Origin of the sequence: Kitasatospora sp. NPDC059327, from assembly GCF_042752535.1 — a bacterium.
Classification (GTDB): domain Bacteria; phylum Actinomycetota; class Actinomycetes; order Streptomycetales; family Streptomycetaceae; genus Kitasatospora.
On the sequence record NZ_JBHYYB010000032.1, the window covers coordinates 84,193 to 95,897 of the forward strand.

11 protein-coding genes and 2 riboswitches are annotated in these 11,705 nt (G+C 74.3%); of the genes, 8 read left to right on the forward strand and 3 right to left on the reverse strand.

Features of this window, described 5'->3' with window-relative positions:
* Positions 1 to 148 precede the first annotated feature (148 nt).
* Complete coding sequence (locus ACFXHB_RS20970) at positions 149 to 1,522, forward strand: hemolysin family protein (protein WP_380576092.1); 1,374 nt, start codon at positions 149 to 151, stop codon at positions 1,520 to 1,522.
* Positions 1,519 to 2,544, forward strand: a complete 1,026-nt coding sequence (locus ACFXHB_RS20975) for a hemolysin family protein (RefSeq protein ID WP_380576093.1) — start codon at positions 1,519 to 1,521, stop codon at positions 2,542 to 2,544. Before ACFXHB_RS20970 ends, ACFXHB_RS20975 begins: the two co-directional genes overlap by 4 nt.
* A gap of 159 nt (positions 2,545 to 2,703) precedes the next feature.
* Here the strand turns inward: ACFXHB_RS20975 and ACFXHB_RS20980 are convergent, their stop codons facing one another.
* Positions 2,704 to 3,471: a CbtA family protein gene (locus ACFXHB_RS20980; protein ID WP_380576094.1), complete on the reverse strand. Its 768-nt coding sequence runs from the start codon at positions 3,469 to 3,471 to the stop codon at positions 2,704 to 2,706.
* A 17-nt stretch (positions 3,472 to 3,488) separates the two neighbouring features.
* Complete coding sequence (locus ACFXHB_RS20985) at positions 3,489 to 3,713, reverse strand: CbtB-domain containing protein (RefSeq protein WP_380576095.1); 225 nt, start codon at positions 3,711 to 3,713, stop codon at positions 3,489 to 3,491.
* A 60-nt stretch (positions 3,714 to 3,773) separates the two neighbouring features.
* Positions 3,774 to 3,869: riboswitch (cobalamin riboswitch) on the reverse strand.
* Between the two features lie 157 nt (positions 3,870 to 4,026).
* On the opposite strand from ACFXHB_RS20985, the gene ACFXHB_RS20990 reads away from it, so the two are divergent.
* The 6 genes from ACFXHB_RS20990 to lepB all read left to right on the forward strand — a co-directional run bounded on the left by ACFXHB_RS20990 (position 4,027) and on the right by lepB (position 10,719).
* Positions 4,027 to 4,620 (forward strand): histidine phosphatase family protein, encoded by a 594-nt coding sequence (locus tag ACFXHB_RS20990; protein WP_380576096.1) that lies wholly within the window; start codon positions 4,027 to 4,029, stop codon positions 4,618 to 4,620.
* Between the two features lie 129 nt (positions 4,621 to 4,749).
* Positions 4,750 to 5,718 carry a RimK family alpha-L-glutamate ligase gene (locus ACFXHB_RS20995; protein ID WP_380576097.1) on the forward strand — a complete coding sequence of 323 codons (969 nt, stop codon included), beginning with the start codon at positions 4,750 to 4,752 and terminating at the stop codon, positions 5,716 to 5,718.
* 120 nt (positions 5,719 to 5,838) lie between these two features.
* A riboswitch (M-box (ykoK) riboswitch) is annotated at positions 5,839 to 6,012 on the forward strand.
* A gap of 391 nt (positions 6,013 to 6,403) precedes the next feature.
* The gene (locus ACFXHB_RS21000; RefSeq protein WP_380576098.1) at positions 6,404 to 7,573 is read left to right on the forward strand and encodes a magnesium and cobalt transport protein CorA; all 1,170 of its coding nucleotides are present in this window, start codon (positions 6,404 to 6,406) and stop codon (positions 7,571 to 7,573) included.
* 190 nt (positions 7,574 to 7,763) lie between these two features.
* Complete coding sequence (locus ACFXHB_RS21005) at positions 7,764 to 8,849, forward strand: LuxR C-terminal-related transcriptional regulator (protein ID WP_380576099.1); 1,086 nt, start codon at positions 7,764 to 7,766, stop codon at positions 8,847 to 8,849.
* A 165-nt stretch (positions 8,850 to 9,014) separates the two neighbouring features.
* Complete coding sequence (locus ACFXHB_RS21010; protein WP_380576100.1) at positions 9,015 to 9,683, forward strand: cupin domain-containing protein; 669 nt, start codon at positions 9,015 to 9,017, stop codon at positions 9,681 to 9,683.
* Positions 9,684 to 9,738: 55 nt separating this feature from the next.
* Positions 9,739 to 10,719 (forward strand): signal peptidase I, encoded by a 981-nt coding sequence (lepB, locus tag ACFXHB_RS21015; protein ID WP_380576101.1) that lies wholly within the window; start codon positions 9,739 to 9,741, stop codon positions 10,717 to 10,719.
* Between the two features lie 50 nt (positions 10,720 to 10,769).
* Here the strand turns inward: lepB and ACFXHB_RS21020 are convergent, their stop codons facing one another.
* Entirely contained in the window at positions 10,770 to 11,597 is an 828-nt protein-coding gene (locus ACFXHB_RS21020; protein ID WP_380576102.1) for an alpha/beta fold hydrolase, read from the reverse strand.
* Positions 11,598 to 11,705: the final 108 nt, after the last annotated feature.

Consider the following 11,705-nt stretch of genomic DNA (forward strand, 5'->3'; position numbering starts at 1 on the left):
GGCCACCGGTCCCCGGACCGTGCCGCCGCCGAACCGACCACCCTCGTCGCAGTGAAGGAGTCGCGGACCCCGCGATGGACGAACCTCCCAGTTCTCACCGTGCTGTTCCCGTCACGACAAGCTCATCCACCGGGGCGGGGGTGGCACGGTGACCGACGTCCTGCTGCTCCTCCTCGCGCTGGTGCTCACCGCCGCGTGCGCGGTCTTCGTCGCGGCGGAGTTCTCCCTGACCACCGTCGAGCGGGGCGCCCTCGAACGTGCCGCCGAGGCCGGCGAGCGCGGCGCCGCGACCGCGCTGAAGGCCGCCCGGCGCCTCACCTTCCAGCTGTCCGGTGCCCAGCTGGGCATCACCATCACCAGCCTGGTGATCGGCATGGTCGCCCAGCCGGCGGTGGCCGCGCTGCTGCGCGGGCCGCTGGAGGCCCTGGGCCTGCCGAGCGGCGTGGCGGGCACCGTCGGCATCCTGCTCGGCGTGGTGCTGTCCACCGTCGTGCTGATGGTCGCCGGCGAGCTGGTGCCCAAGAACTGGGCGATCTCGCGCCCGCTCGCCGTCGCCAAGGTGGTGGCCGCGCCGCAGTACTACTTCTCGGCCGCGTTCTCGCCGCTGATCGGGCACCTCAACAACACCGCCAACCACGTGGTGCGCCGGCTCGGCCTGGAGCCCGCCGAACACCTCGCCTCCGCCCGGACACCGCAGGAGCTGGTCGCGCTCGCCCGGCACTCCGCCCGCGCGGGCGCGATAGAGCCCGACACCGCCGAACTCTTCGTCCGCTCGCTCAACCTGCGCGAACTGACGGCGGAGAACGTGATGACCCCCCGCGTCGATGTCCGGGCCCTGGAGGAGCACGCCACCGCGGCCGACGTCGCCAACCTCACCCGTGCCACCGGCCTGTCCCGCTTCCCGGTCTACCGCGGCAACCTCGACCAGGTCGTCGGCGCGGTCCACATCAAGGACGCGCTCACCGTCCCCGCCGACCGGCGCCACCTGCACCCGGTGGCGAACCTGGTGACCGAGCCGCTGCTGGTGCCCGAGACGCTCACCGTCGACCGGCTGCTGGACCTGCTCCGCGGCGAGGAGACCATGGCGGTGGTCATCGACGAGTACGGCGGGACCGCCGGCATCGCCACCCTGGAGGACATCGTCGAGGAGGTCGTCGGCGAGGTCGTCGACGAACACGACCCGGCCGAGCTGCCCGACCTCATCGACCTCGGCGAGGGCCGCGACGGCCGCCACCGCTGGGACGCCGACGGCATCACCCGCACCGACCAGCTCGACGCCGTCGGACTGCCCCACACCGAGGGCCCGTACGAGACCCTCGCCGGGCTGATCGCCGATCGCCTCGGCCGCATCCCCGTCCCCGGCGACACCGTCGAGACCGACGGCTGGACCCTGAACGTCACGGCGGTCGCGCACCACGTGGCCGAGCGCGTCCGCATCACCGGCCCGGCACCCGATGCCGCGGACCGGGGCACCGGCGGCGCGGCCGACGGCGCCGGACGCCGCCCGGAGGAGAACCGATGACCGCGATCCAGCTCGTCATCGGGTTGCTCACCCTGGTGACCAACGCCTTCTTCGTCGGCGGCGAGTTCGCCCTCATCTCGGTGCGGCGCAGCCAGATCGAACCGCGCGCCGAGGCCGGCGACCGGCGTGCCCGCACGGTGATCTGGGGCCTGGAGCACGTCTCCGCGATGCTGGCCACCGCGCAACTCGGCATCACCGTCTCCTCGCTGGTGCTGGGCGCGGTCGCGGAGCCGGCGATCGCCCACCTGCTGGAGCCGCCGCTGCACAGCGTCGGCGTCCCGGACGCCCTGATCCACCCGATCGCGTTCGTCGTCGCGCTGACCGCGGCCACCTACCTCCACATGCTGCTGGGCGAGATGATCCCCAAGAACATCGCCCTGGCCGCGCCGGAGAAGGCCGCCTACCTGCTGGTGCCGCCGCTGGTCGCGGTGACCCGCGCGGTGCGGCCGATCGCGTTCTCCATCAACGCCTTCGCCAACCGCATCCTGCGCCTGCTGAAGGTCGAGCCCAAGGACGAGGTGGCCTCGGTGTTCACCGAGGAGGAGCTGGCCCGGATGGTCAAGGACTCCTCGGACGCCGAGCTGCTCAGCGACCGGGACACCGAACTGCTGCGGGACGCCCTGGAACTGGGCTCCCGACCGGTCTCGGAGGTGGTCACCGCCCGCGAGGAGATCGTCTTCGCCGGCCCCGCCACCACGCCGGTGGAGCTGGAGCGGCTCGCCGCCCGGACGGGGTTCTCCCGGTTCCCCGTCCTGGACGCGGACCGGACGGTGCTCGGCTACCTGCACATCAAGGACGCCCTCGAACAGGACGGCGCCCGGGACCGGCCCTTCCCGGCCCGCGCGCTGCGCCCGATCGCCCGGGTCCCCGAGTCCACCCCGTTGGACGACGTGCTGACCGCCATGCGCCGCTCCGGCACCCACCTGGCCGCCGCGATCGCCGCCGACGGCACCGCCTCCGGCCTGGTCACCATGGAGGACGTGCTCAAGGAGCTGGTCCGCCCGGCGCCCGCGCGGCCGTAACGCGGAGCGGGCGGGGTGGACCACCCGCCCGGCGCCGCCCTCGCGGTGGACCACCCGCCCGCTGCGCCCTCGCGGTGGAACGACGACAGCCCGTCCCGGACGATCCGGGGCGGGCTGTCGGGTGTCGGGCGCCGGGCGGCTCCGCGGTGGTGCCGGGGCCTACTGGACGGCCGCGGCGGCCCGGGCGGGTGCCTGGGCGGTGGCGGGCCGGGGCTTCAGCACCCGCTCGGCGAGCTCGCCGAAGACGAGGCCGAACGAGCTCCACAGCACCACCTGGATGGCGAGGGCCGCGAGGCGGAATTGCCACAGCAGGGTGGCGGGGAACTCCTCGGGGACCTCGTCGATGGTGGGCAGCAGGGCATAGGCCAGGCCGACGGCCAGCACGAAGCCGGCCCCCGCCGCGACCGAGGCGTACCAGTTCCCGAGCCGCGGTGCCAGACGCTTGCCGGCGATCACGGCGGCCACCGCGAGGAGCACCCCGAGCAGCAGCAGCAGGAAGTACAGCAGGGTGCGCTTGCCGATGGTGTCCGGGTCGCCGACGGACGGCGGGTTGGCCGGGTACTTGACGAACGGCACGAGGTAGACGGTCACCAGCGCGCCGAGCGCCAGGACGACCGCGGTCGCGCGGGCGCCGAACCGTCCGACGCGGCCGAGGGCGAAGCAGAAGGCGAGCGAGGCGATCCCGCCCATGGCGACGGCGAACAGGAGGATCCCGGTCGCCAGGCCGGCGGTGGACTGCAGGGACCGGCTGACGAGCTCCGGTTCCATGTCCATGCCGTGGTGGGCGGAGTGCGCCTCCTCGAAGGCGATGGCGGCGTCCACGTGGGACTCGCCGAGGAAGTAGGCGGTGAGGAGCGCGAGCAGGCCGGCCGCGAGGCCGGCCAGCATGCCGCGCACCAGCAGGGATCTGACGGTGCTGGAGTTCACGGGGGTGCTTCCTCGTCTCAGTGGCAGGGGAAGCCGAGCAGGTGGCGACCGTCGTGGACCCACTCGTGGACGTTCTCGCCGGAGATGAGGGAGGTGGCGCCCTGTTCGGCGCCCACGAAGTAGAGCAGCACCAGCATCAGGATGCCGAAGAACGCCGCCCAGGGCAGGACGGCCCGTACGGGGATGGGGGCCGGAGCCGGGCCGGCGGCGGGGGAGTGCGGGGTGGCGATGGACGAAGCCATGGCTGAACCTCCTTGGGGAAACTCGCGTCCCAATCGGTGGAGCACAGACGACGGCGCGGGGTCTGACTCACCGTCGGCCCCGCGCACCCCTGGTCGGGGGGAGCGGTGCCGGGCGGCATACAGTGGCGCGACCGTGCCGGAATTTCACCGGCTTCCTCGCACCGTCGTCACAACGCCCGCGACCGTACCGCCTGGCGGGCCCCCGGCCAAGGGCGTGCGACGAGGTCCGGGGCGCGGATCCGTCCGCCGGGGCGAGGGCGGCGGCGCACGGCCGCGCCCTCGCGGTGCGGATAGTGGACGAAGGGGTTCCAGCATGACCGTACGGGTGACGTTGATCTCACCGGCGTCGAGCGCGGGGTTGCGGTCGGCACGGTTCGAGGACACGTCGGACCTGGACGCCCGCGGACTCGCCGCCGCGCGGGCGGCCGCGGGGACCCTGCCGGCCACCGGCCGCGTCCTGGTGTCGCCGTCGCCGCGCTGCCGGCAGACCGCCCGGGCCCTCGGGCTCGGTGCCCCGGGCGAAGCGCCGGCCGGCTGGGCGATGGGCGCGTGGCGCGGCCGGACGCTCGACGAGGTCGCCGCCGAGCAGCCCGACGCGGTGGCCGGGTGGCTCACCGACCCGGCCGCGGCCCCGCCCGGCGGGGAGTCGCTGGCGGGGCTCCGCGACCGCGTCGCGGGGTGGCTGGACGGCCTGGTGGACGGCGGCGGGCGCGTGCTGGCGGTGGTGGAGCCGGAGCTAGTCCGGGCCGCGGTCGTCCACGCGCTGGGCGGTCCGGTGTCGGCCTTCTGGCGGCTGGACGTCCCGCCGCTGACGGCCACCGACCTCAGCGGCCGGGCCGGCCGGTGGAACGTCCGCCTGGGTGCCGCTCTCGGTCCGGACCGGGAGGCCCGGGCCGACCAGGAGTGACGTCGGGCCGCAGGGCCCCGGCCCCGCTCACGGTCACGGCGTGGGCGTGGGCGGTTTAGGCCATCCCGGGGCGCAGCGGCCGGGAACGTGGTCTTGTCGGCGCGGGGCGGGCGGCTGTTCGATGACGGCATGGTCCGACCCGAGCTCGTCCTGATGACCGATCACAGCTCGACCGAGGGCAGTCGGGAGATCCTGGCCACCGCCGTCCGGTCGCTCACCGGCAGGGCGCCCGTCCTGCTCGACGCGCGGCACTTCATGACCGGCGGTACCGGCCGGATCACCGGCGCGGGCGGTCCCACCGGCAGCGGTGGGGGCGTTCCCGGCGGGGGCGGCGCCGTGCGGCTGGAGGTGCCCGGCGAGGGCCTCGCGGTGACGGCCGGGGCGGTGATCGTCTACGAGATCCCGCCGCACCGGCGCCGTGACTTCGAAGCCTGCCAGCGGCTGCTGCACGCCCACGGCGCGCGCTCGCTCGGCACCGGCGTCGATGCCTGGCGGGCGGCCACCGAGAAGGACCGCACCGTCGAGCGGTTCGTCCGGGACGGCATCCCGCACATGCCCACCCTCGCGTTCTCCCGGCCGAGCCGGGAGGCCGTCGTCGAGGCGTTCGAGCGGCTCGGCGGTGACGTCTGGGCCCGGCCGACCGTCGGCATGGGCGGGAACGACGTCTTCCACCTCACCACCGAGGCGCGACTCGCCGACGCGGCCCGCTACTACGCCGAGGCCGGAGCCGACTGGCTGATCGCCCGCGACGCCCGGAACTTCACCGCGGACGGCCGGCGCCACCAGTACCGCGCGGTGGTGCTCGACGGCCGCGTGGTGCGCGCGGTGGAGCATGTCCAGCCGGACCCGGACGCGCCCTGCAACGAGAGCCGGGGCGCCGTCTCGACCGTCCTGCCCGGCAATGAACTGCCGGCCGGGCTCGCCGAGTTGGCCATCTCCGCGACCAAGTCCCTGGGCCTCCCGCTGGCCGGCGTCGACCTCGCGGCCGAGAGCGGCGGCGTGGTCTTCGAGGTGAACGTCCACCCGCAGTTCGGCACCGTCGGCGGCCTGGAGTCGGTCGCCCTCCCGTACGTGGCCGCCCACCTCGCGCCGCGGTAGCGGCACACGGCCGCGCCCGCCCGCCCGCGCCCGACGGCCGTCCGGCGGCGCGGTGCGCCCCCGCGGCCGGGCCCTGGTCGGAGGCAGGGGTGCGCGGGTACTACACTCGGCACAGTTGTGCAGGCACCTCGTTCGGTGAGGCGTCGCCACGGACACAGGCCACTGACCCCACGACGTCGAGAGACGCCCAGGTTCAGGACAGGTCTCCCCGGCCTAAGGGGTGACCCCAAGTGGCTGCACCCCCGGGTGCTACGCCGTGGCGTGCCAAAGCTCTGACGAGATCAGGGGTGCCCACCCGTTCCCGCGGGGCCCGTGTGCCCTCGGCCGTACGGCGTGATCCGCTCCCTGATGGCCCGGTAACGGCGACCCGGGGCCGGGCACCCCGACGGCGAGGAGGTGAGAGCTGTGGATTCCAGTAGTCCGGGCCGAAGTCGGCCCTGCCCAGGCACGTCCCCCGCTCCTCCGGCCGCCACCGCCCGCGGCCCCCGCTCCCCAGGCCCCCGGCACCCCTCCTCCCGTACCGCTCCCGCCCCGCGCCGCCGTACCGCCCGTCGCTGACGACGGGCCGGCGCGCGGCCGGGCGCCGTGCGCGGTGGAGGCCGGCCGGGCGTCTCCCACCCGCCCAGCCCCCGGCGACCTCGGTCCCGGGGGAGCGGCGGCCACCGAACCGTGGAGGTACCCCGCCGTGTCCGACTGGCGTGTGCGCGCCGTGCGCGCGAGCAAGCGTCCGTTCTCCCGTTCCGACAACCCCGCCCACGGCGGCGGCCACCACCCCGCGCCCGAGCACTCGATGGACCCGAGGCCCGACCAGCCCGTCGAGCCCGTCGCGCTGGAGGGCTCCGTCGTGGAGGCGGCCGTCTACCGCGACGGTCGCCGGGTCGAGCCGCCCGCCAGCCTGGCCGACATCTACCGCCAACTGCCCGGCAAGCCCGGCACGATGGCCTGGATCGGGCTGTTCCGGCCCGCCGAGGCCCAGCTGCTGGAGGCCGCCGAGCGGTTCAACCTGCACGAGCTGGCGGTCGAGGACGCCATCGTCGCCCACCAGCGGCCGAAGCTGGAGCGCTACGGCGACACGCTGTTCGTCGTGCTGCGCGCGGCCCGCTACCTGGACGACGTGGAGGAGGTCGACTTCGGCGAGATCCACCTCTTCGTCGGCCCCGACTTCGTGCTCACCGTGCGCCACTCGCAGGCCCCCGACCTCTCCGCCGTGCGCAGCCGGCTGGAGGACGACCCGGAGCTGCTCGCGCTCGGCCCGGAGGCGGTGCTCTACGCGGTGCTGGACGCCGTGGTGGACGGCTACGCACCGGTGATCGCGGGCCTCCAGCACGACATCGACGAGATCGAGACCGAGGTGTTCGGCGGCGACCCGCAGGTCTCCCGGCGCATCTACGAACTCTCCCGCGAGGTGATCGAGCTCCAGCGGGCCACCCGTCCGCTGCTGGAGATCATGAAGAGCCTGGAGGCCGGCTTCGGCAAGTACGGCACCGACGACGAGCTCCAGCGCTACCTGCGTGACGTCGCCGACCACGCCACCTACGCCGCCGAACGGGTGGACGGCTTCCGGCAGATGCTGCAGAACATCCTCACCGTCAACGCGACGCTGGTGTCGCAGCGGCAGAACGAGGAGATGAAGCAGCTGGCCGAGGCCGGGCACGTGCAGAACGACGAGATCAAGAAGATCTCCTCCTGGGCCGCCATCCTCTTCGCGCCGACCTTGATCGGCACCGTCTACGGCATGAACTTCGAGGCCATGCCCGAGCTCAAGTGGGCCTTCGGGTACCCCTTCGCGATCGGCCTGATGGCGCTGGTCTGCACCGGGCTGTACCTGGTCTTCAAGCGGCGAAACTGGCTCTGAGCGGCTCCGGTCCCGGCTCCGGCCGCGTTTCGTCCCGGGGCCGGCCGGTGCTCCCACGGGTCGCCCGACCCCCGACGATCGGGTACCGCGACCCCTGCCGTCGGGCACCGTGACCCCCTCCCAGGGGCGGACCCGACCCCCGCCGTTCGGCGCGTGTCCGGTGCTTGGTGTGCGTGCTAGTTTCCGGGCCATGGGATCACGTGGGGTACGCGCGGCCGCGGCACAACAGGCGATCGAGGGAGTACGGGAGTTGGCCGGGGCGGGGCTGACGGCCGAGGCGGTCTTCCGGCAGGCCGACGAACTGCTGCGCGAGGTCCTGGAGTACGACGCCGTCTGCTGGCACACCGCCGACCCGGCGACCGGGCTGGTCAACTCCGTACTCAGTGACGACCTCAGTCTGGACTCCTTCGAGGACGCCGTGCGGCTGGAGGTGTGGGCCGACGATCCCGCCACCTTTCCCAAGATCCGCCGCAGCGGGGTCCGGGCCGAAGCGCTCAGCCGGGCGACCGAGGGGCGGCCGGAACGTGCCGTCCGCTACCGCGAGCAGATAGTCCCGGCCGGGTTCGGCGACGAGCTGCGCGCGGTGTTCGACGCGCACGGGGGGATGTGGGGCTGCGCCGCGTTCATGCGTGCCGCGGACCGGGGCCACTTCCTGGGCCGCCAGCGCGAGTTGGCCGACACCGCCGCCCGGCACCTGGGCAACGCCCTGCGCTCCTGCCACCTGCCGCCGGACGGCGGCGCGGTCGACCGGACCGGGGGTGACGCGGGACCGGCGGTCGTGGTGCTGGGCGCGTCCAACCGGCTGGTCGGCGTCTCCGGCCCGGCCGAGGACCTGCTCGCCCGGCTCGCGGACCCCTCCCGTACCTCGCTGGGGCTGCCGACCGCCTTCGCGATGGCCGCCGAGCAGGCCCGCCGGACGGCCTGCGGCCTGCCGGTGCCGCAGTCCAAGATCCGCGTCCAGGCCGACGACGGCCGCTGGTACGTGCTGCACGCCTCGCCGTTGCAGGGCTCGGCGGCCGGTGAGGTGACGGTGGTGGCGGCGGCAGCCGGTCCGGCCGACGCGATGCCGCTCTACCTCTCCGCGTACGGGCTGACCGCACGTGAGCAGGAGGTGGCCCTGCTGCTGGTGCGGGGCTGCGACACCCGGGACGTCTCACGGCTGCTGGCGATGAAGCCGTACACCGTGCAGGACCATCTGAAGTCGGTGTTCGCCAAGGCCGGGGTGGCCAGCCGCCGTGAGCTGATCGCACGGATCATGCTCGGCGGCGGGCACTGACGAGGGCGCTGGTGGGGGCACTGACGAGGGCGTTGGTGGGGGCGCCGTGGGTGCACCGGTGCGGGGCCGGCGCCGCCACCGGTGCGCGGTACCCGGGCGGGCGCCGGACCCGGTCGGCCGATGCCCGTTTGACAAATCCCCTTGCCGGAGCGGCAGATAGGAGCCATGGCCGACCACCCCCACGACAGTGCCCACCCCACCTCCCACCCCCTCGCGACCGCCCACCCCGCCACCGGCGACGCCGACGAGGACCTCGCCGCGGTCCTGACCACGGTGGGCCCCCGACTGCGGGCGCTGCGGCGCGAGCGCGGTACCACCCTGGCCGGACTGAGCGCGGCGACCGGGATCTCCCTCAGCACGCTGTCCCGACTGGAGTCCGGTCAGCGCAAGCCCACCCTGGAACTGCTGCTGCCACTCGCCCGGGAGTACCGGGTGCCGTTGGACGAACTGGTCGGCGCCCCGGCCACCGGCGACCCCCGGATCCACGCCCGCCCCTTCAAGCGCGCCGGTCAGACCTTCATTCCACTGACCCGTCACCTCGGCGGGCTGCACGCCTACAAGCAGATCCTGCCCCCGGGGTACGGTGCCGGCCCCGACCTGGAGCCCCGGGTGCACGAGGGGCACGAGTGGGTCTACGTGCTGGCCGGCCGGCTGCGCCTGCTGCTCGGCTCGCGCGACCTCGTCCTCACCGCCGGGGAGGCCGCCGAGTTCGACACCCGGACCCCGCACGCCTTCGGCAACGCCGGCCCGAACGCGGTCGAGTTCCTCAGCCTCTTCGGGGCCCAGGGGGAACGCATCCACGTCCGGGCGCGGCCGGGAACCTCCGTTCGTTAGCTGACAGCGGGGTTCCGAGCCGGGCCCCGTGAGGCCGTTCGGAGGGGGCCCGGGGATGAGTGTCGAAGAGACCGCGGGGAGCGGGGCGGGCGGAGGTCCGGCCGGACCTGGCCCGGAGGCCGGTCCGGGGACGGTCACCGGTGCCGACCCGGTCGCCGGGTCCGGCGCGGGTGTCGCCGACCCGCCGCCGGGTGCCGCCGGCCGGGTCCGCCGGACCCGGCGCGGCAAACGCCCGTTCTGGCAGGAGCTGCCGATCCTGGTGGTCGTCGCCCTGATGCTCTCCCTGGGCATCAAGGTCTTCTTCGTGCAGCCCTTCTCGATCCCCTCGGGGTCGATGCAGCACACCCTGGAGAAGGGTGACCGGGTGCTGGTCGACAAGTTCACCCCGTGGTTCGGTGCCACTCCCGAGCGCGGCGAGGTGGTGGTCTTCCGTGATCCGGGCGGCTGGCTGGACGAGCGGGCCGCGCCGTCCGGGAACTCCGTCGTGCGCGGGATCAAGAAGGCTCTGGCCGTCGTCGGTCTGATGCCCTCGGAGGATGAGAACGACCTGATCAAGCGGGTGATCGCGGTCGGCGGGGACACCGTGGAGTGCGTCACCGGCAGCCCGGTGAAGGTGAACGGCGTCCCGCTGGACGAGCCCTACCTCTACCCGGGGGCGACCCCCTGCGGCGACCGGCCGGTCGGCACGGTCAAGGTACCCAAGGACCGGATCTGGGTGATGGGTGACCACCGCAACGACTCCCGTGACTCCCGCTACCACGTCGACGAGCCGGGCGGCGGCTTCGTCCCGGTGGACAACGTGATCGGCCGCGCCTTCGTCGTCGCCTGGCCGCTCGGGCACTGGGACACGCTCCCCGTCCCCGACACCTTCGACCGGAAGGCCCTGGACCGGCAGAGCGCGGGGGGCGGGTCGGAGCCGATGGCGGACCTGCCGGCCCCGGAGGCCGCCGCGCTCGCCGCGGCCGCCCCGTTCGCGCTCTGGCGCCGGCGTACCGCGGCCGCGCACGGGCGCCGGGACGCCACCCGGGAGCCCTGAGTCGGCCGCGGGGCCGCTCAGGCCTTCGGCGCGGTCGGCCGCGCGGCCGCTCAGGCCTTGAGGAAGTCCAGCAGATCGGCCTCGAAGGCGGCCCGGTACGCCCCGTGCAGACCGTGCGGCGCACCCGGGTAGACCTTGAGGACGTTGTCCGGCACGAGCGCGGCCGTCTTCAGCGCGGCCGCCGCGATCGGGACGATCTGGTCGTCGTCCCCGTGCGCGATCAGGGTGGGGATGTCGATGCGCCGCAGGTCCGCGGTGAAGTCGGTCTCGGAGAACTGCCGGACGCATTCGTACGCGCCGCGCGCGCCGACCCGCATGCTCCAGAGCCAGAACGCCCGGCGGATGCCCTCGGCCCCGGTGAGGTCCGCACCGGGGCGGTTGAACCCGTAGAAGGCCTCGCTGAGCTCCCAGTAGAACTGCGAGCGGTTGCCGTCGACCCCGGAGCGGATGCCGTCGAAGGCCGCCAGGGGCGTGCCCTCCGGGTTGCCGGGGCCCTGCAGCATCACCGGCGGCACCGCCCCGAGCAGCACGGCCTTGGCGGCCCGTTCCGTGCCGTGCCGGCCGAGGTAGCGGGTCACCTCGCCGCCGCCGGTCGAGTGGCCGACCAGGATCGCGTCGCTCAGGTCGAGCCGCTCGATCAGCTGGGCGAGGTCGTCGGCGTAGGTGTCCATGTCGTTGCCGTCCCAGGGCTGGTCGGAGCGGCCGTGGCCGCGCCGGTCGTGCGCGATCGCACGGAAGCCGTGGCCGGCGACCAGCCGCAGCTGTTCGTCCCAGGCGTCGGCGTTCAGCGGCCAGCCGTGACTGAAGACGACCGGGCGGCCGCTGCCCCAGTCCTTGTAGAAGATCCGGGTGCCGTCGTTGGTGGTGATGGTGGGCATGGGAGCTCCTTGCGCGAGGGGCGGGACGGATTCGGGAGGGCGGGACGGATCCGGCAGGGCGGGACGGGGTCGCGCCGTCGACGCCGGGCCGCTCGACCGGCCCGGCGT